At 73.6% G+C, this 25382-nt stretch carries 19 protein-coding genes; 13 read left to right on the top strand and 6 right to left on the bottom strand.

Annotated elements, in window-relative coordinates:
* Positions 1-52 precede the first annotated feature (52 nt).
* On the top strand, positions 53-1297 hold the full coding sequence (locus ABZO31_RS25535) for an acyl-CoA dehydrogenase family protein (protein ID WP_406863609.1): 1245 nt from the start codon (positions 53-55) through the stop codon (positions 1295-1297).
* A gap of 62 nt (positions 1298-1359) precedes the next feature.
* On the opposite strand, the gene ABZO31_RS25540 is transcribed toward ABZO31_RS25535, so the two are convergent.
* Genes ABZO31_RS25540 through ABZO31_RS25550 form a run of 3 tightly spaced genes read right to left on the bottom strand, consistent with a single transcriptional unit; the run spans position 1360 to position 4536 of the window.
* Entirely contained in the window at positions 1360-2511 is a 1152-nt protein-coding gene (locus ABZO31_RS25540; RefSeq protein ID WP_406863610.1) for a sugar ABC transporter permease, read from the bottom strand.
* A gap of 1 nt (position 2512) precedes the next feature.
* The gene (locus tag ABZO31_RS25545) at positions 2513-3337 is read right to left on the bottom strand and encodes a thioesterase family protein (RefSeq protein WP_406863611.1); all 825 of its coding nucleotides are present in this window, start codon (positions 3335-3337) and stop codon (positions 2513-2515) included.
* A complete protein-coding gene (locus ABZO31_RS25550) occupies positions 3334-4536 on the bottom strand; it encodes an MFS transporter (RefSeq protein WP_406863612.1) in 1203 nt (400 codons plus the stop codon). The genes ABZO31_RS25545 and ABZO31_RS25550 overlap by 4 nt, the downstream gene beginning before the upstream one ends.
* Before the next feature lie 80 nt (positions 4537-4616).
* Here ABZO31_RS25550 and ABZO31_RS25555 point away from each other — a divergent pair, with 80 nt between their 5' ends.
* The 10 genes from ABZO31_RS25555 to ABZO31_RS25600 all read left to right on the top strand — a co-directional run bounded on the left by ABZO31_RS25555 (position 4617) and on the right by ABZO31_RS25600 (position 19056).
* Positions 4617-5246 carry a TetR/AcrR family transcriptional regulator gene (locus ABZO31_RS25555; RefSeq protein WP_406863613.1) on the top strand — a complete coding sequence of 210 codons (630 nt, stop codon included), beginning with the start codon at positions 4617-4619 and terminating at the stop codon, positions 5244-5246.
* A 142-nt stretch (positions 5247-5388) separates the two neighbouring features.
* Entirely contained in the window at positions 5389-7665 is a 2277-nt protein-coding gene (locus tag ABZO31_RS25560; protein WP_406863614.1) for an MMPL family transporter, read from the top strand.
* 269 nt (positions 7666-7934) lie between these two features.
* Positions 7935-10409, top strand: coding sequence for a hypothetical protein (locus ABZO31_RS25565; protein WP_406863615.1), 2475 nt, complete (start codon positions 7935-7937; stop codon positions 10407-10409).
* Positions 10410-10479: 70 nt separating this feature from the next.
* Positions 10480-13044 carry an aminotransferase class III-fold pyridoxal phosphate-dependent enzyme gene (locus ABZO31_RS25570; protein ID WP_406863616.1) on the top strand — a complete coding sequence of 855 codons (2565 nt, stop codon included), beginning with the start codon at positions 10480-10482 and terminating at the stop codon, positions 13042-13044.
* 94 nt (positions 13045-13138) lie between these two features.
* Positions 13139-13396: an acyl carrier protein gene (gene acpP, locus ABZO31_RS25575; protein WP_406863617.1), complete on the top strand. Its 258-nt coding sequence runs from the start codon at positions 13139-13141 to the stop codon at positions 13394-13396.
* Positions 13393-14628, top strand: coding sequence for a beta-ketoacyl-[acyl-carrier-protein] synthase family protein (locus ABZO31_RS25580; RefSeq protein ID WP_406863618.1), 1236 nt, complete (start codon positions 13393-13395; stop codon positions 14626-14628). The genes acpP and ABZO31_RS25580 overlap by 4 nt, the downstream gene beginning before the upstream one ends.
* A 133-nt stretch (positions 14629-14761) precedes the next feature.
* Positions 14762-15532, top strand: coding sequence for an ABC transporter ATP-binding protein (locus tag ABZO31_RS25585; RefSeq protein ID WP_406863619.1), 771 nt, complete (start codon positions 14762-14764; stop codon positions 15530-15532).
* Entirely contained in the window at positions 15529-16569 is a 1041-nt protein-coding gene (locus tag ABZO31_RS25590) for an ABC transporter substrate-binding protein (RefSeq protein WP_406863620.1), read from the top strand. The genes ABZO31_RS25585 and ABZO31_RS25590 overlap by 4 nt, the downstream gene beginning before the upstream one ends.
* Positions 16538-17365 carry an ABC transporter permease gene (locus ABZO31_RS25595; protein ID WP_406863621.1) on the top strand — a complete coding sequence of 276 codons (828 nt, stop codon included), beginning with the start codon at positions 16538-16540 and terminating at the stop codon, positions 17363-17365. Before ABZO31_RS25590 ends, ABZO31_RS25595 begins: the two co-directional genes overlap by 32 nt.
* 83 nt (positions 17366-17448) lie before the next feature.
* The gene (locus ABZO31_RS25600) at positions 17449-19056 is read left to right on the top strand and encodes an FAD-dependent monooxygenase (RefSeq protein ID WP_406863622.1); all 1608 of its coding nucleotides are present in this window, start codon (positions 17449-17451) and stop codon (positions 19054-19056) included.
* Between the two features lie 26 nt (positions 19057-19082).
* Here ABZO31_RS25600 and ABZO31_RS25605 read toward each other — a convergent pair whose 3' ends face one another.
* Both ABZO31_RS25605 and ABZO31_RS25610 read right to left on the bottom strand, forming a co-directional pair.
* Complete coding sequence (locus ABZO31_RS25605) at positions 19083-20126, bottom strand: 2-dehydropantoate 2-reductase (protein WP_406863623.1); 1044 nt, start codon at positions 20124-20126, stop codon at positions 19083-19085.
* Between the two features lie 19 nt (positions 20127-20145).
* Positions 20146-20874 (bottom strand): YoaK family protein, encoded by a 729-nt coding sequence (locus ABZO31_RS25610; protein ID WP_406863624.1) that lies wholly within the window; start codon positions 20872-20874, stop codon positions 20146-20148.
* Between the two features lie 254 nt (positions 20875-21128).
* On the opposite strand from ABZO31_RS25610, the gene ABZO31_RS25615 reads away from it, so the two are divergent.
* Positions 21129-21668: a DM13 domain-containing protein gene (locus tag ABZO31_RS25615; RefSeq protein WP_406863625.1), complete on the top strand. Its 540-nt coding sequence runs from the start codon at positions 21129-21131 to the stop codon at positions 21666-21668.
* Here the strand turns inward: ABZO31_RS25615 and ABZO31_RS25620 are convergent.
* Complete coding sequence (locus ABZO31_RS25620; protein ID WP_406863626.1) at positions 21607-24192, bottom strand: AMP-binding protein; 2586 nt, start codon at positions 24190-24192, stop codon at positions 21607-21609. The genes ABZO31_RS25615 and ABZO31_RS25620 overlap by 62 nt on opposite strands.
* 170 nt (positions 24193-24362) lie before the next feature.
* Between ABZO31_RS25620 and ABZO31_RS25625 the strand changes: the two genes are divergently transcribed.
* Positions 24363-25382 (top strand): iron ABC transporter substrate-binding protein, encoded by a 1020-nt coding sequence (locus ABZO31_RS25625; protein ID WP_406863627.1) that lies wholly within the window; start codon positions 24363-24365, stop codon positions 25380-25382.

Here is a 25382-nt window from a genome sequence, read left to right on the forward strand (position 1 = left end):
CCGCGGTCCCCTCCGGCGACCGCGCGCTCCCGCCGAAGGACACAGCCTGCTCATGAACACCTCTCCGGACAACGCCCCGGACGCGCCGGCCCGGCCGGCCGCCTCCGACCCCTTCGCCCTGCCCGACCATCTGCTCGTCCTGCGCGACCGGATACGCGAGTTCGTGCGGGGCGAGGTGATCCCCGCCGAGCCCGTGCTCCTCGCCGGCGGCGACGCCGCCCGTGCGGCCTTCGACGACCTGCGCGCCAAGGCTCGCGCCAACGGACTGTGGGGGCTCTCCCATCCCGTCGAGATCGGCGGCCGCGGACTCCCGCTGGCCGACTACGTCCACCTCGGCGAGGTCGAGGGCGAGTCGGAGTTCGGCCCCGCGGTGCTCGGCTCGGAGCACCTCCTCGACGCCCTGATGCTGCACCGTCACGCGACACCCGCCGCCCGGGACCGCTACCTGCCCGGCATCCTCGGGGGCACGGTCACCCCGTGCTACGGGATGTCCGAGCCCGGCCGCTCCGGCTCCGACCCCTCCCTGATGACGACCCGGGCGAAGAAGACGGCCGGCGGCTGGGAGATCACCGGCAGCAAATGGTTCAGCCGGGCCGCGGGCGCCGACTTCATGACCGTCATGTGCCGGACGGAACCCCTGGGCGTGCCCAACCGGCAGGCGTTCACGATGTTCCTCGTCCCCACCGACACCCCCGGTTTCACCCTCGTCCGGGAGCTTTCGGTCCTGGGCACCGACGGTCAGCACCGCGAGGTCCGGCTCGACGGGGTGACGGTGCCGGACGAGAACATGATCGGCGAGCGCGGCGCCGGATTCGCCGTGGCCGGGGACCGGCTCGACCTCGGGCGCACCCTGCGCGCCGTCCAGTGGCTGGGCCAGTCCCGACGGGCCTTCGGCCTGATGTGCCGCCGGCTCCACCAGCGCACGGCGTTCCAGGAGCCCCTGGCCTCCAAGCAGTTGATGCAGCAGCATGTCTTCGACTCGTACACGGAGATCCAGGCGGCCCGCTCCCAGGTGCTGCGCGCGGCGGCCTCCGTGCAGGCCGGCCGCTCGGCGTACGTCGACGTCGCCGCCGCCAAGGTGCTCGCCTCCCGGACCCTGTGCCAGGTGCTCGACCGCGCGGTGCAGGTGTACGGCGCGGAGGGGCTGATCGACGACACCCCGCTCAGCCGGATGTACCGCAAGGCGCGGGCCACCCGGATCTACGACGGTCCCGACGAGCTGCACGCCCACACGGTGGCCAAGCGTCTGCTGAAGGCGTACGCGGGGGCTCCGGACATCGAGGCCGACGTCTTCTGATTCCGGGCGAGGGAAACAGTGCCGGGCCCCCGACGCGATCGCGTCGGGGGCCCGGCACTGTTTCAGTGCGCGGTCGCGGCCCCGGCCCGGGACCCCGCGAGCCGCATCAGGGCGGACAGCAGGAAGTAGTCCCCCCAGATCAGTTCGTGGGCGGTCGCCGTGCCCGACGCCCGGTCGTAGCAGCCGTCGGTCAGCATCCCGTCCCGCAGGTGGCCGGAGACGAGCCGGCCCAGCAGACAGGTCGCCGCGTCCTCCAGCGCCTGGCCGTAGGGTCCCGGGGTGAGCTCCGCCAGTTCCAGCAGGGCCTGCGCGGTGATCGCAGCGGCGGAGGTGTCGCGGAGCCCGTCCGGGTCCGCGAAGCTCCAGGGAGGAACGGTGTCGCCCACGCGTCCGAGCCAGTGGTCGGCCGCCAGGAGCGCCGCGTCCCGGTAGCCGTTCCCGCCGTGCCCCGCCCCCTGACCGCCGTCGAAGGCCCGCGCGGCGGTGGCGAGGGCGAGGATGCCCCACGCCTGCCCCCGCGTCCAGACGCCGGCGGCCGCCTCGTCCCCGGCGCCGTCCAGCCGCGCCCCGGGGCGGATGCCGCCGTCCTTCTCCAGGCAGCGGTCGCGCACGGCGGCGGCGTGCCGTCGGGCGAGTTCCTCGGCACCGGCGAGTCCGTGCTCCCGGCCCGCCCAGCAGAGCAGCGCGATCACGGCGGCGGCCGAATCCACCGTCAACTCCTCGGTTCCCGGCTCCCCGCGCCCCAGACCGGTGCCGGCCGGGACGATCCCGTACCGGGGGTGCGCCGCCGCCACCAGGGCCGCGGCTCCCTCGAGCGCGACCCGGGCCGCGTCGGTGTCGCCGCAGCGCAGGTGCCCCTGTGCGGCCCCGTACCAGAAGGTCAGGGCACGGGTGTCGGTGTCGTCGTGGGCTCGCTCCCGGAGCCGTTCGGTGACCTCCCGCGCCCGCCGCACGGCCTCGCCGTCGTCCCAGCCCGCGTCGGACCCGCCGGCCCCACCCGTCCCGTCGGCCGCGTCCGCCTCGGCGGTGAGCCAGAGCAGCCCGGCCCAGAAGCCGCCCGTCCACGAGCCGCGCCGGGTGGACGTCCAGCGTCCGTCCGCCGGGTCGGCGTAGAGCGGGAAGCGGTCGCCCACCTCTCCGGCCGTGCTTCTCGTTCTCCGGACCAGCGACGCCGCCGCCGCTGCGACGGCGGCGCGGTCCATGACCTTCTCCATCTCACTCCTCACTGATGAGCAGGGTCTGCACCGCCGTGCCGAAGCAGCCCTCGTCGTCGAACAGCACGGCCTCGGCGCTGCCCCGTCCCTCCGGGCCGGTACGCGTCCGGGCGCGCAGACCGGTCCAGTCACCGGCCGGCGGCCGCACGAAGTGGACGGCGAGGTCCACGTTCACGCAGCGGTAGCGGTCGGGCGGCAGCGCGGCGCCGATCCCGTACGTCAGGTCCGCGAGGGCGACGGCCGCCACCCACGGGGACGGCGGCCCGGGAGCGGTGAGTCCCACACCGAGCCGGGCCCAGGCGCTTCCGCCGTGCGGGTTGGCCGGGTCGTCGACGACCAGGAGCTCCACGGCGTCGTGGTTGAAGGACGGTTCGGGGGACGGGGCGGAGTACACCGCCAGTCCCTCCGCGCGGGGCGGCAGGGCGGGTTCGTCGGGCAGTTCCGGCAGCGGGAGTTCGGCGGCCCGCACGCCGAGGGCGCTCGCCCGGGCGACCTCCGCGCCGTCGGCGTACACCTGCACGTCGACCAGGCCGAAGCTGCGCCCGGCGCGGACGACGCGGGTGCGCAGTTCGAGGGGGAGGGCGGGTAACGGGCCCAGGAAGTCGGCGGACAGCCGGGCGAGCGGCCGGTCCGTGCCGAGGGCCGCCTGGGCGTGGTGGGCCATGAGCGCGGCGACGGCTCCGCCGTGCAGGCGGCCGGGGGCCCAGGGGCCGGCGGCCGGCGGGGACGGCAGCCAGACGCCGTCCGACGCGTGGAACAGCCGGGCGTTCGTGCCGGTGGTCCGCCGCCCGGGGGCCCTTCCGCCCCGCTCCGTGTGCGTCGTCATGCCGCCGCCACCGCCCGTCGCACCTGGAGGGCGCTCAGGACGGAGGCGAGGAAGGCCCCGCCCGCCAGCGCCCAGCCGCCCACGTAGCCCGCGGAGCTGTCGGCGATCAGACCGAAGCCGAGCGGGCCCACGACGAAGCCGCCGAAGAAGCCCATGGACACCAGCGCGGAGGCGTGTCCGGTGGCCCCGAAGGCCGTGCCGCGCACGACCGCGACCATGGACACGGCGTTGGCGGCGACGGCGGAGCCGCCCAGCCCGACGGCGCCGATCCAGACCAGCGGGGTCAGCAGGCCGGCGGCGGGCACCAGCAGCAGGAAGCAGGCGGCCGCCCCCGCCAGCACCAGCAGCGGCACGCCGATGTCGGAGAGGCGTCCGCTCACCCGCGTCCACAGCACCCGGGCGGCGATCCCCGCGACGCCGACGGCCGCGATCAGGGCGCCCGACGCCCGTTCGCCCATGCCGAGTTCCTCGTGGGCGTACAGCGGGAGGTACGTGTTGAGGGCGGCGAGTCCGGTGCCGACGCCGAGGGAGTAGACGATGAGCCAGCGGGCCGCCCGGTTGGGGCGGGCAGGCAGGGAGAGTGCCCTGCCCGCGTCCTGCTTCGGCCGGTCGCCCGGCAGCAGGAGGGCCGCGGCGGCGGCGGCCAGGGCCACCGGGACGACGAGGGCGAGCGTGGCGCGCCACGAGGTCGCCGCGGCGAGGGACGGGACGAACAGGCCCGCGGCGAACGCGCCGATCTGGACGCCCGATTGCTTGATCCCGATGGCGGCGGCGCGCCGCTGGGGCGGCAGGTGCGTGGCGATGAGGTGGTTCGTCGCGGGGTTGGCGCACGCCTGGGCGGCGCCGGCCAGGACCAGACCGGCCAGCAGCCAGCCGTAGCCCTCCGCCAGGGAGAGCACGGTGAACGCGAGTGCCACCGTCAACAGCAGTGCCAGCAGGGAGCGTCGGCCCCCCATCATGTCGGTCAGGTGTCCGCTGAAGAGGGAGAGCACCGACGCGGTGCCGAAGGCCACGGCGGGGAGCGAGCCCAGTTGCGACCGCGATATACCGAGGTCCCCGAGGAGAGTCGGGCCGAGGGCACCGAACGCGAAGAGCACGAACATGGACAGACCCATGCTCGTGGTCGTCAGAGTCAGCAGTCCTCCGGGTGGGTGTTTCCCGCCGGGTTGCGCGGCCTTGGCGCGTTCCTGCGTGTCCACGCTTGCCTCCTGGTGCGAAGAGCTGTATCTGTTGTCGTACTCTAGATGAACACTCTAGAAAGTAGAACGGTAGTAGGACCATGGCCGGAAAAACGGGCGCGCGGCGCCAACGCTCCAACGAGACACGGGCTCGTCTGCTCGACGCGGCACTCAAGCTGTTCGTCGCGCACGGGTACGACGGGACCACCATCGAGGCGATCGCCCGCGCGGCGGGGGTCGCGGTGCAGACCGTGTACTTCAAGTTCGGCACCAAGATCGCGATCCTCAAGGAGCTGATGGACGTCCGGGTCGCCGGCGACCACGAGCCCGTCCCGACGGTGGAGCGCGACTGGTTCCGCAGCGCTGTCGCGGCCGAGGATCCCCGCGTCCACCTGCGCCACCAGGTGGACGGGGCACGGGAGATCTACGACCGGGTCGTCGACCTCCTGGAGGTGCTGCGGAACGCGGCCATCGCCAACGAGGAGATCAGCCCGCTCTGGGAGCGGAACAAGGAGCAGCGCCACGAGGTCCAGGCCCAGCTGGTCAAGACCTTGACGGAGAAGCACCCCCTGCCCGCCGGTATGACCCTCGACCGTGCGGTGGACACCAGTTACACCCTGCTCGGCCCGGAGATCTACCACCTGCTCGTCACCGAGCGCGGCTGGAGCTCCGAGGAGTGGGCGGACTGGGTACACGCCGGCCTCTGCCGCCACCTGCTCGGCGAGGCATGACAGCCCTCCGCCGGGACTGACGGACCCGCCCGGAGCCGGGTGGGCCCGTCGCACGCATGACCCACCTCACGAGACCGCCCCGCCGTCCGTCGGAGGGCGGCGGGGCGGCCGAACCGTCCCATCATCCCCTTGGGAGCACCACGTGACGACACAGCACTCGACGCGCCCGCCCGGCACGGCGGACGCCGGGGCCCTGGGGCCGCCACCCCCCTCCGCGCCGCCGTCCGGCGGACTCGCCGGGCTGGCGCGGGGCCTGGTCCGGCTCAAGGCGCCCGTCTTCCTGATCATCGCGGTCGTCTCGCTCGCCGCCGCGCTGTTAGGCGCCGGTGCCGCGGACGACCTCTCGAGCGGCGGCTACACGGCGAGCGGGTCCGAGTCCGCGCGGGCCGAGCAGATCCTGACCGAGCGGTTCGGGGCCGGGTCCCCGAACATGGTCCTGCTGGTCAAGGGCGACAAGCCGGTCACCGACGCCGAAGCCGCAAAGGACGGGCTGAAGTTCACCGAGCGGGTCGGCTCGCTGGACGGCGTCGGGTACGCCACCTCGTTCTGGACCTCCCAGGACCCCGCGCTGAGGTCCGAGGACGGGCGCTCCGGCCTCGTCCTGGTGCGACTGTCCGGCGACGAGAGCGAGGCGACCCACCGGGCCGGCGAACTCACCGCCGAACTCACGGGTGAGCAGGGGCGGTTCACCGTGACGGCGACCGGCCGGGCGGTCATCAACGACGCGCTGGAGAAGCAGAGCGAGGAGGACCTGACCAAGGCCGAGCTCATCGGCGCCCCGCTCACCCTGATCATCCTCCTGGTCGCGTTCGGCTCGCTCGTCGCCTCGCTCCTGCCGCTGCTCGTCGGCGTCGTCTCCGTGGTGTGCACCCTCGCCGTCCTGCGTCTGCTGGCCACCTTCACCGACGTCTCGCTCTTCGCGATGAACGTGACGACGGCGCTCGGTTTCGGACTCGCCGTGGACTACAGCCTGTTCATCGTGACCCGCTACCGCGAGGAGCTGGAGCGCGGCCGCGAGGTCCTGGAGGCGGTCACCGAGTCGCTGCGCACGGCCGGCCGGACCGTGCTGTTCTCGGCGCTCACCGTGGTCCTCTCCCTGGCAGCCCTGCTGGTCTTCCCCATGATGTTCCTGCGCTCGCTCGCGTACGCCGGCATCGCGGTGGTGAGCCTGGCCGCGCTGACCTCGCTGATCATCCTGCCGCCGGTGCTGGCCGTCATCGGCCGGCGCATCGACCGCCTTGACGTCTTCGCCCGGTGGCGGCGCAAGCCGTCCGAGGGGGCCGACACGGCGCAGGGCATGTGGCACTGGCTGGCCACCCGCGTCATGCGGCGCCCCGTGGCGACCGGCGGCGCCGTCGCCGTCCTGCTGATCGCGCTCGCGCTGCCCTTCGCGCACGCCCGCTTCGGGCTCACCGACGACCGCATCCTTCCGCAGGGCGCGCCCGCCCAGGCCGCGGCCGAGAGCATCCGTACGGACTTCGCCGGCGCGGGGACGGACCCGGTGACGGTGGTCCTGCCGAAGCTTCCCGCGGACGGCCGCGAGGCGGCCCTCGCCGGCTACCTGGCGGAACTCTCCCGCACCGAGGGAACGGTGCGGGTCGACGGTCCGCTCGGCAGCTGGGCGGAGGGCAGGCAGATCGCCCCCGCCGGTCCCGCCTCCGCGGCCCTCGCGGACCCGAAGGGCGTCTGGCTGAGCGTGGTCTCCGACACCAACCCCAACTCGGAGGCCGGTGAACGGCACACCGAGCGGGTACGCGCCGTGGACGCGCCCGCCGAGGCCCTGGTCGGCGGCGAGGCGGCGGCTCTGGTGGACACCAAGGAGGCGCTCCAGGACCGCATTCCGTACGCCGGCGCGATCATCGCGCTGAGCATGCTGATCCTGCTGTTCCTCTTCACGGGGAGCGTCGTCGTCCCGATCCAGGCCCTGATCCTCAACACGCTCAGCCTCACCGCCTCCTTCGGGGCGATGGTGTACGTCTTCCAGGACGGCCATCTCAAGTGGCTGGTCGGCGACTTCATCACCACCGGCCAGCTGGAGGTCACGGTCCCGGTGCTGATGTTCTGCGTGGCCTTCGGCCTCTCCATGGACTACACCGTCTTCCTGCTCTCCCGGATCAGGGAGGAGTACCTGGCCACCGGCGACAACACGCGGGCCGTGGTCTTCGGCATCGACCACACGGGCCGACTGATCACCGCCGCCGCCCTCGTCGTGGCGACCGTCCTGGGGGCGCTCGCGACCTCGGAGCTGAGCCTGCTCAAGCTGCTGGGGGCGGGTCTCGCCCTGGCCGTCCTGGTCGACGCCACTCTGGTGCGCGGCATTCTCGTGCCGGCCGTCATGAAGCTGTGCGGCCGCGCGAACTGGTGGGCGCCGGGGCCTCTGCGGCGCCTCCACGCCAAGGTCGGCCTCCGCGACGGCTGATCCGCTCCGTCCGCTTCGAAGATCTCCCCCGCCTCGCCGGGCGGGGGAGGTCTTGTTCACGCATTATTTATAGATGGAGGAACTAGAGTGGGCATATAGTGAAGTGGTGCGAACGCGCCGGCTCCGTGCCGGTGGCGCGCGCTGTCGGGGGACAACGGGGAATCAAGCGGGATCCGTGCTGGTCTGTCGCGGCTGCGCGCACGCGTACGCGTTCGCTCGCTCACGCTCCATGACCGGGAACGGAGATCACGTTGAACCCTGCCCAGATCATGAAGGGTCCACCCCACTTCCTCATCGTCTCCGTGGGCAAGCGTGCCGCCTTCCACACCGCCGTGCGGCAGGCACTCACCGACCTGACCGAGGCGGCCGGACGCACCCTGCGGGAGGGCCCGTTCGGCGAGAACGGCGCCGGAAGCAGCGGCCACGCCGAGACCACTGACGCCATCGACCCCGCCGAACCCGCCGCGACACCCGCGTACACGGAGCTGCTGGCCAAGGCCCGCCGCTACCTCGACGCCGCGTTACCCGAGGCGGAGCTCCGGCTGATCGTGGCCGACACCCTGGACCAGGCCGGACGAGCCCTCCGGCAGCAGCCGGACGACGCCGCGCCCCAGCCCCTCGTCCTCATCGACGCGGCGGGCGCGGACCTTTCCGCCGCCCCGCTCGACACCGCGATCGCCGAGGCGGTCGCCGGCCTGGCCCCGCGTACGGACGGAACCGCGCCCGCCGCCCTGCCGGCGGAGAACGTCGCCGTCTACGCGGAAGGGCCGCTGGGCTCCGTCCGTGTCGCCCAGACCCACGAGGTGATGCGGCTCCCCGGCGACGGCCGGGTGCTCGCCGCCGACGTGCTGCGCCGCTTCACGGACCACGTGCAGCACGGCCACGGCGCCTCGGCCCTGCGGTCCGCCTCCCGTACCGGACCCCCGGCACTCGCCGCGGCCCTGCACGGGTTCCTCGACGAGGAGGCCGGCGACCGCTGGGGTCTGCACTACTACACCGGATCGGTCGTCTCCGGCCTCATCGACGAACTCGACCGCCTCGCCGCCGAGTCGGGCAACCCCGTCCTGCGGGGCCCGAGCGAACACAGCCTCGCCGCAGGCGCGTTGGCCCGCTGGCAGCTGGACGAGGCGCCGTTCCTGATCGTCGTCACCAGCGGCATGGTCGACGAGTTCCGCGGCACGCTGGCGAACCTCCGCCAGGCCGGGGCCCGCGGGTTCATCGTCTGCGCCGACTCCCCGCAGGACACGTGGTTCCCGTTCCAGGGCACGGTGCACGACGCGGAGGACTCGCGCGCGGTGCTCGCCGCGCGCCGGATCCCCCACGTGTACCTGGAGGACCCCGGAACGCTCGCCGAGGACCTGGCCGCCGCGTACGAGGCGTACGACCGGGACGAAGGCCCGGTCGTCCTGCTCGCGGCACCCGCCGTGCTGTCCTCCGCGACGCCGGTCGCCCCGGTACGGCCCCGGCGGCAGCACGCCGTGCTCCAGGTCCGGGAGGACCAGCTCGGCCCGGTCGTGGACCTCGTCAACTCCGGCCCGGACAGGCTGCTGTGGCAGTGCGGGCGGCTCGGCACCGAGGAGTCCGCGCTCGTCCACGACATCGCCGCCCGGGCCGGTGTCGCCCTCGCCGACTCCCTGACCCGCCCCGGCACGGTGGCCGGACACCGCGCGGGGCGGAAGGTGGAGGAGTACCTCGGGAGCCTGGGGCTCTACGGCTACTCGGCGCGCGTCCATGCCTACCTGCACCGCGGCGGCCGGCTGCGCCTCCGCGACGAACAGGCGGTGCTCTTCCTCAAGAGCCGCGTCGGCGAGGCGTCCACCCCGTTCTCGCCGCGGGCCCTCACCCGCGGGCTGCGGGTCGCCCAGGTCACCCGCGAGGCGGCCCACCTCGCGCCCTTCACCGACCTTCCGGTGCACGCCGAGGCGCTGCCGTTCCTCCGTGCCGTGCGCGAGCGTCTCGCCGTGGACCCCGGCCTGTGCTCCCGGCGCAGGGCCACCCTCGCCGAGGCGCGGCACAGCGCGGACGACGCCGTCCACGACCTGCCCGTCCTGCCCATGTCCGCCAACTACTTCTTCCACCAGGTCGGCCGGGTCCTGGAGGAACTCATCACGGAGCAGGGCTACACCTACACGGGAGTGTTCGACGTAGGCCGCGGGGGGCTCTCGGCGATACGCAACCTTCCCCGGACCGGGCCCGGTTTCTCCGGCTGGTACGGGCGCGCCCTCATGGGAGACGCCCTGCAGGCGGTCCCCGCGGTCGCCCTGACCCGCGACGACAACGTCCTCGCCTTCGTCGGCGACGGAGCCTCGGCGCTCGTCCCCGACATCGTCCCGACCCTCGTCCAGCAGGTGTGCCTCTACGGGAACCGGCTGCGCCGCAACGTGACCGTCTTCCGGCTCATCGACGGCGGACACTCGGTGATCCGCTCGTACCACGAAGGACGCTCCGGCTCCGGACTCAGCCGCCAGAACCAGGTGCTGCACCTGCTCGAGCCCGAGTGGACCAGGAACTTCGGCGGACTCACGGTTCAGCACCGGCACGTACCCGACGTCCCGGCCGAGCGGCTGCGCGACTGGCTGACCCAGCCCTCGACGGTCGGCATCTGCTCCGTCCTGCTCTCCCACAACAACGAGGGCGACGGCCTCAGCCTGCTGTCCTCCCTCGGCTGGCAGCGCGACGAACTCTCCGCGCTCGCCCTGCCCACGCGCCGGCCGGCCGGCCGCCCGGCGCACGACCGCTCCTGAGCGGCGACGTCCTTCGCGGGCCGGTCCCGCACCTTCTTCCGTCTGCCCGCCCCTTCTCGGAGGCACAGCCTTGTCCAGCACCATGTCCGCGCCCGGCCACGCCCAGGCGCCCCCGCCGGTCACCTTCGGCTTCCTCGCCCATCCCATCAGCACCGGACACCGCAACCAGGTCCGCGCCCTCGACCTGTTCGGCCGGCTCCTCGACGAACACCGAGGCATCGAGCGCGAGGAGGGCGTCCGCCACAGCGTCCCCATGCCGCTGCTCACCTCGATCACCTCGCCGACCGGCGCCCGGTGCACGGGCGAGGTCCGCTATCTCCCGTACACCGCGGAGCAGATGCTGCGCCGCCCCATCACCGCCCGCGACATGGTCGTCGACGAGGCCGCCCGGCTGCGGGACGCGGGTGCCGCGCTGATCGGTCTGGGCGGTGCGACCTCCATCGTCGGCGACCGGGGGGTGTGGACGCAGGGCCGCCTCGGCACGGCGGTGACGAGCGGGAACTCGCTCACCGTGTACGCCGCGCACCAGGAACTGCTGCACGTCGTGCGGATGCTCGAACTGGAGCCGGAGAGCACGCGGGTGGCCGTCGTCGGCTACCCCGGCTCGATCGGTCTCGCGGTCGCGCGCCTGCTCCTCGCCGACGGCTTCGAACTGGACCTGGTGTGCCGTCGCGGCAAGCGGGCCCCCGCGGCGCTGCTCGCGCACCTTCCCGCGGAGGACCACGCCCGCGTGCGCCTGGTCGACGAGGTCGCCCAGTGCTCGCCCGGGACCCGGCTGTTCGTCACCGCCTCGTCGGTCGGCGGCCTGGTCGACCCGGCCCTGCTCCGGCCGGGCTCGGTGGTCGTGGACGTGGCCCTGCCCCGCGACGTCACGGCGCCGCCCGGCGCGGCGAGCGACGTCCTCGTCATCGACGGCGGTCTGGTCAGCGGCTCCGCCGACGTCATCCTCGGGGACGGGGCCCTGCCCGGGCCCACCCAGCAGCTCAACGGCTGTCTCGCCGAGACGATGGTGCTCGCCCTCGAAGGACGCGCGGAGTCGTTCTCCCTCGGCCGTGACCTGCCCCTCGACCGGGTCCGCACGATCGGGGAGATCGCGGCGCGGCACGGGTTCACCCCCGTTCCGCTCGCCTCCTTCGGCCGCCCCGTCGCCGACGAGGAGGTGCTGCGGCTGGCCCACCACCACCGTCCGGCCCGCACCTCCGCGTCCCCGGCGACCGGCGTCACCGAGCTGACCAAGCGGCGGTTCCGCGAGCGGATCAATCCGCCGATGGCCCGGCTGTTCGGCGCCCACGGCCTGGACCGCGTGTTCACCAGCGGCCGCGGCTGCACGCTGACCACCGAGGACGGCACCGACTACCTCGACTTCGTCGCCGGATACGGCTGTCTCAACCTCGGCCACAACCACCCGGCGGTGACCGACCGGCTGCGGGACTTCCTCGACCGGGGATCACCGACGTTCGTCCAGTACGTGTCCATGCCGGAGCAGGCCGCCGAACTCGCCGAGCGGCTCAGCGACCTCGCCCCGGGCCGTCCCGAGCGGGTGTTCTTCAGCAACTCCGGCACCGAGGCGGTGGAGGCCGCGTTGAAGGTGGCCCGCGCCGCGACCGGCCGCACCCGCCTCGTCCACACCGAGAACAGCTACCACGGCAAGACCCTGGGGGCGCTCTCGGTCACCGGCCGCGCCCAGCACCGGGAGGCGTTCGGCCCGCTGCTCCCCGACACCGTGGCCGTGCCGTTCGGGGACCTGGACGCGCTGGCCGCCGTCATCGACGGCGCGGCCGCGTTCATCGTCGAACCGGTGCAGGGCGAGGGAGGCGTCGTCCTGCCGCCGGCCGGCTATCTGAAGGCGGCGCGGGAACTGTGCCGCACGGCGGGCGCGGCGTTCGTCCTCGACGAGATCCAGACCGGACTCGGGCGCACCGGGCGGCTCTTCGCCGCCGATTACGACGGGCTCGACCCCGACGTGCTGTGCCTGGCCAAGTCGCTCTCCGGCGGCCTGGTCCCCATCGCCGCCACGCTGTGCCGGGGCGACCTCTGGGACGCGGCCTACGGAACCACCAACCGGGCGCTGCTGCACTCCTCCACCTTCGGCGGCGGCAACTTCGCGGCGGCGGCCGGCCTGGCCACGCTGGACGTGCTCACCTCGGAGGGCCTGCCTGAGCACGCCCTGAAGGTCGGGGAGCACCTGCGGGACGCGCTGCGCACGGCGTGCGCGCCGTACGGATTCGTCAAGGACATCCGTGGGCTCGGGCTGATGACGGCGATCGAGTTCGACGGCGACTTCTCGGGAGCGGTCTCCTCCCTGACCGACGAACTGCTGACCCGGGTCCCCGGCGACCTCCACGCGCTCGCCGACTGGCTGCCGGACGACCTGCGCACGGCGCTGGCCCGCACGGGCGAGGCGGTCGAGTCGACCCTCGGCGACATGATGTGCCTCCGTTTCGTCGCCGCGCTCGCCCGCGACCACCGCATCCTCACCTTCGTCACGGCCAACCACACACGGGTGATGCGGATCCAGCCCCCGCTGGTGCTCTCGACGGCCGAGGCCGACCGGTTCGTCGAAGGCGTCGAGGCGGTCTGCCGCGAACTGGCGCTGCACGCGGACCTCGACGCATGGCGACCGCGCACCACCTGAGCCCCCTGACCCAGCCGAACCACCGGAACCACCGGTACCAGCTGAAGTCCCGGTACACGGAACAGAAAACACTCGAAGCAGAAGGAGCACGTCCATGAGCAGCACCGTCGAACAGCGCATCGTCGACCTCATGGTGGACCGCATGGGCCTGGAGCCCGGGGAGCTCACGTCCGACGCCCGGTTCAAGGAGGACCTGGGCCTCGACTCGCTGGACATGGTCGAACTGGTCTCGGCCATGGAGGACGAGCTCGGCGTGCCGGTGGCCGACGAGGTCGCGCTCTCGCTGACCTCGCTGGGCGCGGTCGTCGCGTACGTGGAGTCCCACCAGGCGGGTGCGGAGACGGCGGCGTGAGCGGGCGGCGCGTGGTGGTCACCGGGCTCGGCCCGGTGACCGCGGTGGGGGTCGGCGCCAAGGCGTTTCACGTGGGGCAGTTGGAGGGGCGCAGCGGGATCCGCCCCATCAGCAGGTTCGACGCGTCCGAGCTGTCCGTGCGGATCGCGGGGGAGGTGGACCTTCCGGAGGAGCTCGTCCCGGAGCGGCGGGTGGCCGCCGTCACCGACCGGATCACCCATCTCGCCCTGGCCGCCGCCGAACTCGCCCTCCAGGATGCCGGGCTGGCCCCGGACACGGCGGACCGGGAGCGGATCGGCGTGGTGCTCGGCACCGGCTGCGGAGGTGTCGAGAGCATCCGGAACAACGGAGTCGCCCTGGCGCTCCGGGGCGCCGGCGCCGTCGGGGCGCGCTTCGTCCCGATGTCCATGGGCAACAGTCCGGCGGCCTGGGTCGCCATGCGGTACGGGCTCGGCGGGCCGGTCACCTCGACCGTCACTGCCTGCGCCAGCGGCGCCGACGCGCTGGCGACGGCACACGGGATGATCGCCTCGGGCGAGGCCGACGTCGTGCTCGCGGGAGGGGCGGAGGCCCCCGTCACCGACCTCCTGGTGGGCGGATTCGCCAAGATGAAGGCGCTCTCCACCCGCAACGACGAGCCTGAGCGGGCGAGCCGGCCGTTCGGCGCGGACCGTACGGGATTCGTCCTGGGGGAGGGGGCCGCGGTCCTCGTCCTGGAGAGCGCCGAGCACGCGCGCGGGCGGGGAGCGGCGCCGCTGGCCGAACTGCGCGGCTACGGCCGCACCAGCGACGCCCACCACATCGTGGCGCCCCGCCCCGACGGGGCCGCCGCGTCCCGGGCGATCGGCGCCGCGCTCCGCTCGGCCGGTCTCACGCCCGAGGAGGTCTCCCACGTCAACGCCCATGGGACGGGGACCCTCCTCAACGACGCGGCGGAGGCCGTCGCGCTCGGGATCGCCCTCGGCCCGGTGGCCGGGCGCGTGCCGGTGACCGCCACGAAGTCGCTGACCGGGCACACGCTGGGCGCGGCCGGGGCCATCGAGGCGGTGGCCGCGGTGCAGGCGCTGATGTACCAGGTGGTGCCGCCCACGGCGAACCTCGACCGGCCCGACCCGGAGATCGGGCTGGACCTGGTCGCGGGCGCCCCGAGGGACGTCCCCGTCTCCGCGGTGCTGTCCAACTCCTTCGCCTTCGGCGGGCACAACGTGGTCCTCGCCTTCGGCCGGGCCTGAGCCGCGGTGCCGGGCGGGTGCCGACCCGACCAGGGGAGGCACCCGCCCGGCCGGCGGAGGGTAGGGATCTTGCCTTTAGTGGCACTCTATAGTTAGGCTCACCTAAGTTGGCTTGAGGGGTGAGGGGGTGCGCATGCCCGACGGGGGAGCCGTCTTCCGCGGCGTCGGTCATGTCCTGGGCGACAGGCCCCTGTTCGAGGACGTCCACCTCGACGTTCCTCCCGGGGCGGTCCTCGCCGTCCTCGGCCCCTCGGGGGCGGGCAAGAGCACCCTGCTGCGCATGGCCGCCGGGCTGGTCCGGCCCACGACCGGGACGGTCACCGCCCCCCGCCGCATGGGATACGCCTTCGCCGAACCCCGGCTGCTGCCCTGGCGGACGGCGCTCGAGAACGTGGTGTTCGCGCTGGGCCGCCGCGCCCGGCAGCCGGATCTGGAGCGCGGGCGCTCCCTGCTCGCGCGGTTGGGCCTCGCCGGCTCCGAGGGGTCCCGCCCCGCGGAGCTGTCCACCGGCATGCGGCAACGCGTCTCCCTCGCCCGGGCGTTGATGCCCGGGGCCCCGCTGCTGGTCCTGGACGAGCCCACCTCGGCGCTCGACGTCCGGCTCCGCGCGGAGGTCCGTACGGCGCTGCTCGAACTGAGCGCGGACGCCGCGTCCGCGGTCCTGTGGTCGACCCACGATCCGTACGAGGCCGCCCAGGTGGCCGACGAGGTATTCGTCCTCACTCCGGCCGCGTCGACCCGTCACACGTCCGTCCCCCTCGTCCCGCGCAGTCTCCGCTCCACGGAGGACGTCGACGCGGCGGCGCGGGCGATCACCCGGTGTCTGACCGCGACGGGCACGCCTTCACCCGCTCCTTCCCACGCCGGCCCGTCGGCCGCCGATCCGCTTGGAGATCACCCGTGACCCCACCGACCGGCTCCGGCCGACGGCGCCTTCTCCGTCTCGCGGCAGCCGGATGGCTCTGCGCCGCCGCGCTGGCGGGCTGCGTCGGCACCGGCGGGAGCGACTCCCCGGGCACCTCGCGCTCCGGCGCGCCCGGTCTGCGCGTGGGCGTGGCGCCCAACGTCGTCCTGGACGCCGCGACTTCGGGCATGCGTACCGACAAGGCCCTGGCCGCGGCAGCCGGTCCGGTGTCCTTCGTCGAGCTCCGCGGCCCCGACGAGATCCGCACCCGGCTGACGAGCGGCTCGGTCGACCTGCTGACCCTGCCCACCAACATCGCCGCCAACCTGCACAACCGGGGTGTCGACGTCCGCGTCCTCGGAGTCGTCGACGGCCCCTCGGACGTGCTCCTCGGACCGGCGTCCGCGTCGGCGTCCTGGTCGTCCCTGCGCGGTGCCACCGTGCACATCCCCTTCAAGGGCGACGTCAACGACGTGGTCTTCCACGCGCTCGCCGAACGCAACGGGCTGAAGCCCGGCAAGGACTTCACCGTCGTCCACCACCCGACGCTCGCCGATCTGCTGACCGCCGTCGGCTCCGGCAGGGCCGCGTACGCGCTGCTGCCCGAGCACCAGGCCACCCTGGCGGCGGCGAAAGCATCCGGCGCCGGCGCCCCGTTGGGGCGGCTGCTCGAACTCGGCGAGCAGTGGCGTCGTACCACGGGGCAGACCGGCTATCCCACGTACGCGGTCGGCGTGCGCGGCGAGTTCGCGGACCGGCACCCCGAACTCCTCAAGGAGATCGACCGCGCCCTCCGGGCCTCCGCGAAGACCGCCTCGGGCTCGCCGGACCGGGTCACCGCCCAGGTCGCCGCCCGCACCAAGGTGCCCCCGGCGACGGTGACGGAGCTGCTGAACCGCCTCTCGCCCGGATACCGCCCCGCGAGCGCCGCCCGCCCCGAACTCACCGCCCTCTTCCGGGAACTGGCCACCACCGCCCCCGCCCTGCTCGGGGGGAGGGCCCCGGATGACGGCATCTACGCCGCACCGCCTGCGTGACACGACGCTCGTCCTCCTCGGCTGCGCCGTCCTGCTGGGCGCCTGGCAGCTGTGGGCCGCCGGCCATCCGGCGGTCCTCGTCCCCTCCCCGTCCGAGACAGGGCAGGCGCTGGCCCGCCTCGCCGACGACGGCCGGCTGGCGACGGAGATCGGACGGACGCTCGGCCGCACGGCGCTCGCCTCCGGCCTCGCCCTGCTCGTCGGCGTCGCCTGGGGCCTCCTCAGCGGCTGGTACGGGGTGGCCGACGGGCTCGGACGGCCGCTGCGCGCCCTCCTGCTCGGGGTGCCGCCGATCATCCCCGTCGTGATGGGCATGATCTGGTGGGGCACCGGCTCCGGGGTGCCGGTCTTCGTCGCCACCCTGGTCTCCGTCCCGATCGTCGTGGTCGGCATCGCCGAGGCGGTGCGGTCCCTCGACGCCGACCTCCTCGAGATGGCCGCGGCCTTCCGGGTCGGCGCGGGACACCGGCTGCGGCATCTCGTGCTGCCCTCGCTGTCCGCCCCGCTGCTGGCGTCCGTGGCACTCGTCACCACCACCTCGCTGCGCACCACCGTGATGGCCGAACTCCTGGCCGCGCACGACGGGGTGGGTGCGCGCATCGCGGAGGCCCGTACCACCCTCGCCACCGACGAGGTGTTCGCCTGGGCGGCGGCCACCGTCGCCGTCGCCCTGCTCGTCGAGCACCTGCTGGTCGGGCCCCTGCGCAGGCGGGCCGGCGGCGTCCGGACCGACCGGGCGGGCGTCCCCCGCGCGGCCCTCGCCCTCACCGAGAAAGCGGTGCACCGAACCCCATGAGGCCACACCCCGCGCCCCCACGCCCCGACGGCGACGGAACAGCGCCCGTTCCCCCACGCCCCGACGGCGACGCGGCAGCCCCCGTGATCCCGGTCCTGATCGTCGGGGCCGGCCCCACCGGTCTCGCCCTCGCCCTGCTCCTGGAGCAGTCCGGCGTACCGGCCCTGCTGGTGGAGCGGCGCACCGAGCCCTCGCTCCTGCCCCGGGCCAGGGCGGTGAACACCCGGACCATGGAGATCCTGCGCCACCTGGGCGTCGCCGACGAGATCCGGGCGGCGGCCCTCGGACAGGAACGCGCGGGGCTGCCCTTCGCCTTCGCCCGCACGCTCGACTCGCTCCACGCGCCCGATGCCCTGCTCGCGCGCAGCGTGGTCGCCGGACGGCGGGCCGCCCACAGCCCCTGCGCCACCGTGATCTGCCCCCAGGACGCCGTCGAGGAGATCCTGCGACGGAGGCTCCCACCGGACCGGATCCGACGGGGGACGACCCTCACCGCCCTGGAGCAGGACGACGACCACGTCACGGTCACGCTCACCGCCCCGGACGGCACCCCGGAGCGGCGGCGCTGCCACTACGTGGTGGGCTGCGACGGCGCGCACAGCGCGGTGCGCGCCGCGCTGGGGCTGGCCCTTCGCGGCGGCGGGCCCACGGCGGAGAACCGGCACATCCTGTTCGAGGCCCCCCTCGCCCCGCTGTTCGGCGACCGGCCCGCCGGGATCACCTTCCTGCACGCAGACGGGGTCCGCGGATACCTCCAGCCCACCCGGCAGCCGGATCGCTGGACCTTCAACCGGATCCTCGACCCGGGCGCCGGCACCCGCCCTCACGACACCCCGGCCGACGTCGTCGTGCGCGCCGTCGTCGGGCGCCCGGACCTGCCCGTGACGATCCTCGGCGAAGGACCCTGGACGAGCCGCAGTCAGGTGGCCGCGCGCATGTCGGCCGGCCGCGCGTTCCTCGCGGGCGACGCCGCGCACCTGGTGACCCCGTTCAGCGGCTCCGGCCTCAACCTCGGTGTCCAGGACGCGCACAACCTGGCGTGGAAACTCGCCGCGGTCCTGCACGGCCGGGCCGGGCCCGGCCTCCTCGACACCTACGACTCCGAGCGCCGTCCGGTCGCCGAATGGGTCGTGCGCGAGGACCGCGCCAACAACGCGGACGCGGTCACGACCGGCGACTGGGACCGCTGGCGCGTCGAACTCCCGGGCCGCCGCGTCAAGGACGGCCTGATCCTCGGCCACCACTACGAACGCGGCGCCCTGCTCCCGGACGGCACCCCGCCCCCGGACACCGGCGACCCGTACACCCACTACGCGCCCACGGCCCGCCCCGGTCACCGTGCCCCGCACCACCCCATGGGCCCCGACGGCCAGGGTTCCCTCCTCGACCTCTTCGGCACGGCGCCGGTCCTGCTCGCGGGCCCGGACGGCGGCCCCTGGGCGGCCGCGGCCGCCCGCACCGCCGCCCGTCTGCGCGTACCCCTCCGGGCGCACGTCCTCGGCGGCGGTTCCGGCGAGATCGCCGGGACCTGGACCGACCTCTACGGAATCACCCCCTCCGGAGCCGTCCTGGTCCGCCCCGACGGTCATGTCGCCTGGCGCACCCCGGGCTCCGTCGCGCACGCCGACGACACCCTCCTGAAGGTCGTGTGCACCGTCCTGTCCAGGGAAGCCCCCCTCGAACTCCCGTGACCTGGCGGGACACGACGGTCACCTCCTCACCGGCAGCTCGACGAGGCGTCCTGTCCCGGGGCGAGCCCCCTCGCGGCCCGCAGCTCGCCGAGGAGGGCCTCGCCGGGCCAGGTCCGGGGGGTGGATTCGGCCTCGCGGACCAGGGTGATCAGGCGGGCGTTCGCGGGGGCCGTGAGACCGTGGGTGGTGGCCAGGGCGACGATCTCGCCCTGGAGGGAGTCGATCTCGGTGGGGCGGCCGCGCTGCAGGTCCTCCCACATCGACGAGCGGGCCTGGGCGTCGATACGGAGGGCGGAGGCCGCCACGCGACGGAACAGGGCGTCCGGCAGGGACAGTACGTACGGAGTGACGCCGGGGGCGGTCGGGCCGAGCCGGGCGGGGGAGATCCCGGCGGCGCGGTAGGCGGTCAGGGCCTCGCGCTGGCAGAGGGCGAGGCAGCGGCGGTAGGCCCGCCGGCCGAGCTGGTCGCGGAGCGGGAGCCCGGAGAGCGCGTTGATCGCGTTGTTGAGGTTCATCAGCAGCTTGGCGTGCTGCACGTCGGACATGTCCGTGCGGGCCTCGGTCGCCAGGCCCGCGGTGCGGAGGGCGGTGTGCAGGGTGTCGTCCGGGTCGGTCATGAGCCTGCCGGGCATGCCCTGGTGCACGGTCCCCGGTTCCGACTGCACCACGTTGTAGGGGACCATCCCGGCCAGGACCCTGTGGCCGGGGAGCGCGGTGCGCAGGGTGGCGGGATTGTGCAGGCCGTTCTGGAAGCTGACGACCGTGGCGCTCGGGGCGAGATGAGGGGCCAGGCTCCTGGCGGCGCCCTCCGTGCCTGCCGTCTTCACCGTGACCAGGACGTAGTCCGCGTCCGCGGCCGCCGCGGGGTCCGTGGCCAGGGTCAGGCTGTCCGGGGGGAGATGGACCGGTTCGCCGGCGGAGCTGGTCTGGGTCAGGCCCCGGTCCCGTAGCACGTCCATGCCGGCGGGGCGGCCGATGAACGCCACCTCGTATCCCGCCGCGGCGAGACGGCCGCCGAGATGACAGCCGATGCTTCCGGCTCCGAGGACGGCGAAACGGGGCTTGGACACGGGGACTCCTGCACCAGGGTCACGACGGTGGGCGGGTCCAGTCTGCCCCCTCCCGCACGGAAAGGCGCCAGGTCAGCACGGACGTGAACGCCACCAGCAGCAGGGCGAGGCCCAGGACGAGTTCGAGGCGGCCGTGCAGGAGGAGCGCGGCGCCGGCCAGAGCGCCGAGGAACATCGACAGGACCGACAGCAGCCGGCGGCCGGGGCGCGCCGCGGCCGAGTCCGCGGCCAGGCCGGTGAGCGTCTGGGTGAGGACGGTCGTGGTCAGGTCCGGGACGCCCAGGCGCCGGGCCACCGCGTTCTGCAGTCCCATGGCGAGGCCGAGGAACACGATCAAGGTGTACCGGGGCCCCGTGGACGCCTCCCCGCCGGCCACCGCGGCGACGACCAGCGTGACCGCGACCAGGACCGCCTGCACCGCGGTGGCGGCCGTCAGCAGCCGGCCCCGGTGCGCCGCGAAGCGCGTACCGAAGCGGCCGCCGCCGACCGCGCCCGTCAGGAACGCCGCCAGCGCGACCAGGGAGGCCGACGCCGACAGGCTCGTGTCGCCCGCGAGGGCGAAGCCCAGGAAGACCACGTTTCCCGTCATGTTGGCGACGAAGACGTGCCCGAGAGCCAGATAGCTCACGGCGTCGACCACTCCGGTCACGACGGTGAGGGTGAGCATCAGGGGAGGCAGGGGACCGTGCGGGTCGTCCCGGGGCGGAACGAGCGTGCGGTAGGCGTCAGTCAGCAGTCGTCGGCGCATGGAGCGTCCCTTCCACCGGGCACGGCGGCCGACACCGCATGCGACCGTGTGCGGCACGGGTGAGCACGATCCGTCCGAGCGGGCGCCCGGGTCCTGGTCGTGGACGACGATCCGGCGCGGCACCCGGCTCATCCGGACCGTGTGGGGCTGTGCCGCCGCGCCGTAAGACTTACGTCATCACCCAGGACCTCCCGTCCCCGCTCCGGGGGGCGTTGGATGGTGACGAAGAAAGAGTGCGATCGTGAGGGGGCGTCGTGGGACGCGTTGCCAGGAAGTGGTGGTGGGTCGCCGCAGCGGCGGCGGTGGTCGTGGCCGGCGGGCTGGTGTGGTTCCAGCCGTGGGCGCTGTGGGTGGACGAGACGGTGAGCGAGACGTTGCCCGCCGCGGACGCCGCGCCCGCCCCGACCGCATCGGCGGCGACACCGGTGCCCCCCGTAACTCCCGTCACCGTCGCCCAGGGCACGTTCATCAGCCACGAGCACCGGACCGAGGGCACCGCCAAAGTCGTCCGGCTCGCCGACGGCAGTCACACCCTCCGGATCGAGGGGCTGGACACCAGCAACGGGCCCGACCTGCACGTCTTTCTCAGCGACGCCCCCGTCAAGGAGGGCGTGGCGGGGTGGCGGGTGTTCGACGATGGTCGGCAAACCGACCTCGCCGACCTCAAGGGCAACAAGGGCGACCAGAACTACCCGCTCCCCGCCGGGGTCGACTGGTCGGACTACCGGAGCGTCAGCATCTGGTGCGATCGCTTCGACGTGTCCTTCGGAGCAGCGACCCTGACCCGCGTCTGAGGGACGCCACCAGCGACGGGAAGCGCCGGATCAGCTCGGCCACCGCCCACGCGTAGGCGATGCCGAAGACCAGCGACACCACCAGGGCCAGCGGCTCCGAGATCTGGTCGAAGAGCGGGTAGATCTGCCAGTGCGTCAGGTAGATCGAGAGCGAGCTGCCCGCGAGCAGCCCGGCGAGCCGGTTGAGACGGCGCGTGCTCGGCAGTGTGGGGAACCAGACCAGGAGCGCGAACCCGACCATCACGAACGCCTCGCGGCGCGGCTCGTCCGGGAAGAAGCCCGGTACGGTCGCCAGACCGGCGACCGTCACCAGCACCCGCTGCCACGACGTGCGGGTCCGCGCCGCCGCCCAGCCCAGGGCGAACAGCCAGAAGACGGTGACCGCGTCGGTGATCTGCGTACGGTCGGGCAGGCCGATCAGCTCGTAGCGGGTCAGCAGCCCCAGGCCGACGAGCGCCAGCGGAAGCCCGTACGGGACACGGCGCTCCAGCCGGTCGACGGCCGGGACCGCGAGCAGCAGCAGCATCGTCAGCAGGATGTAGACGAGCGCCTCGACGAACCACAGATGGATGCCCGAGCCCATCTCCTGCGGGAACAGCAGATTGTGCACGAGCAGCAGATTGCTGAGGTCGTAGTCGTCGCTCACGAGCAGCGCGAACGCGGTCCAGGCCATGGACGGCAGCGCGATCCGCGCGATGCCGCGGCCGGTGCGGCGCATTCGGTCCCGGCGTTCGTCGGACGTGAGCAGGAAGCGGGCGAAGTTGAACCCCGCGACCGCGAGCAGCAGATGGGCTCCGCCGCGGATCTCGAAGAGCCGGATGTGGGTGCCGACGACGGCCACGATGGCGAGAGCGCGCAGCGCGACACTGGTCTCCATGGCCCGGCGTCGGCCGCCGGAACGCCTGAGTTCGCGGATCGGGGTGATGTGCCAGCCCGGCGGCAGATGCCCGAGGCGTTCCTCCAGCTGGACGGACATCTCCACGTACGAGAGCGAGTCGCCGCCCAGACCCACGAACGAGCTGTCCGGGGTGACGTCGGTGTGGTCCAGGACCCGGGCGTACAGGGCGCACAGGTCCTCGGGCGACGCGCCGCCGGAGTCGGCCACCGGAGCCGCGACGGGCGTCGCCATGGCCCGGACCGCGGAGTAGTCCGGCTTCCCGTTGGCCAGCCGGGGCAGTTCGCCGACGAGGTGCACGTCCACGGCCCGCGCAGGCAGTCCGCACTCCTCGGTGACCCGGCGCCGGATCCGCCGCGCGTCCCAGCCGGGCCGGCGGACCGCGGCGACGACGATCCGCTCGTCGTCGCCGGCGCACAGCGCCCGCACCCCGTGCCGGTCGAGCATCGCCTCCACCTGCTGCGGGTCGATGCGCAGGCCGAGGATCTTCAGGAAGCGGGAGCGCCGGCCCACGATCTCGTACAGACCGTCGTCGGTGCGCCGCGCCAGATCGCCGGTGCGCAGCACGTCGACGGTGCGGCCGAGCGCGAGGTCGTCGGGGGTGTGGGCGTAGCCGAGCATGACGTTGGGGCCGGAGTACACCAGTTCGCCGACGCCGGAGGACGCGTGCTCGTCGTCCGGCAGCGGCTCCAGTACGAACGAGCCCCCCGGAACCGGTATCCCGATCGCCCCCGGGTCCGTCGCGGCCCGCTCCGGCGGCAGGTACGCCATCCGCGCGGTCGCCTCGGTCTGGCCGTACATCACGTACAGGTCCCAGCCGCGCCGCTGCCCCAGTTCGGCGTAGCGGACGACGCGTTCGGGCGCGAGCCGGCCGCCGGCCTGGGTGACGTATCGCAGATGGGGGAGGTCCATGTCGGCGAAGCCGACCCGGTCGAGCAGGTCGAAGGTGTACGGCACGCCGGCGAGCGCGGTGCCGCGGGCGGACCGGAACAGGTCCCAGAAGCAGGCGTCGGCGACCGAGAGCCCGGTCAGGACCAGGCCCGCCCCGCGCAGCAGGTGGCTGTGCAGCACCGAGAGGCCGTAGCAGTAGTGCATCGGCAGGGTCGTCGCGGCCCGGTCGGTCTCGCGGATGCCCAGGTAGGCGGCGATCGACTCGGCGTTGGCCTGCAGGTTCTCGTACGACAACCGGACCAGCTTGGGGGAGCCGGTGGAGCCGGAGGTGCTCAGCAGCAGCGCGAGGTCCGGGTGGAAGACGTGGGCGGAGCCCGCGCGCCGCTCCTCGACGCGCCACTCGCCGGGCTCCGGGCGGACGACGACGTCGGGGTCGTACGCCTCGATCAGCGCGGCCACCGCCTCGGGGTGGTCGCCCGGCACGAGCAGCACCGGGTGTCCCGCGGAGAGCGCGGCCAGGTGGACGACCAGTGCCTCCACGTCGTTGGCCCCGGGCAGCAGCACGAGCCGGCGGCCGGCGCCGAGCCGGGCCGCGGTCCGGCCGACCCGCTCGGCGAGCTCCCGGTACGACAGGGTCCCGCCGGCGGTGACCAGGGCGGTGCGGTCGCCGTGCAGCGCGAGGCCGGCGGCGAGGGGGAGCAGGCTGCCGCGGGCGGGCGGCGAGGGCAGGAGCGTCACATCGCGGATAGTAGGTAAGGCTTACCTGATCGAAAAGAGGGGGGATCCCCTCCGAATACCGCTCGCGACTGGTTCGTTATCAAGGCGTGGCTTGACCATTAGGTTAGCTTTACCTTATTAATTCGATATCCATTGGTTCGTTGGTCCCGCAGGAAGGCTTCTGAAGTCCCATGCGCCGCCCCCTGGCCCGCACGCTCACCGCGCTCGCCGCGGCCGCCCTGCTCGGTCCGATGCTCGCCGCCTGCGGCAGCGACGAACCGGCCGACCTGGTCATCTACTCCGGCCGCAACGAGAACCTTGTGAAGCCGCTGATCGAGAAGCTGGAGAAGCACCTCAACGCCAACGTCGAGGTCCGCTACGGCGACAGCGCCGAGCTCTCCGCCCAGCTCCTCGAAGAGGGCGACCAGACGGAGGCGGGGCTGTTCTTCTCCCAGGACGCCGGCGCCCTCGGCGCGCTCTCGGCGGAGAAGCGGCTCGCCCCGCTGCCGCAGGCCACCCTGGACAAGGTCGCGCCCGCCCACCGCGGCGCCGCCGGCGACTGGACCGGCGTCAGCGGCCGCGTCCGCGTGCTCGCCTACGACCCGGCGAAGGTCCCCACCCCGCCGAACAGCATCCACGAGCTGGTGAAGCCGGAGTGGAAGGGCAAGATCGGCTTCGTCCCGACCAACGCCTCCTTCCAGGCGTTCGTCACCGGTCTGCGCGTCCTGGAGGGCGACGACGCCGCCCGCACCTGGCTCAAGGGCCTGAAGGCCAACGAGCCGAAGAAGTACGAGAACAACCTCAAGGTCCTCGAGGCGGTCGACAAGGGCGAGGTCCCGCTCGGCCTGATCAACCACTACTACTGGTACGAGCAGGCCGCCGAGAAGGGCGAGGGCAAGCTCAAGGCCAAGGTCCACTACCTGCCCAAGGGCGACCCGGGCGGCCTCGTCAACGTCGCCGGCGTCGGCATCCTCAAGGGCGCCGACAAGAAGCAGGCCGCGTTCGCGCAGAAGGCCGCCGACTACTTCCTCTCCGCCGAGGCGCAGGAGTACTTCGCCCAGGAGACCAAGGAGTACCCGCTGGCCGCCGGCGTGAAGACCGCCGAGGGCGTCCCCCCGATGGAGAGCCTCCAGCCGCCGAAGATCGACCTCGGCAAGCTGGACTCCCTCAAGCAGACCCTGGCCATGCTCCAGGAAGTCGGACTGGTCTGA

The sequence above is a fragment of the Streptomyces solicamelliae genome (genome assembly GCF_045348655.1).
Lineage (GTDB): Bacteria > Actinomycetota > Actinomycetes > Streptomycetales > Streptomycetaceae > Streptomyces > Streptomyces solicamelliae.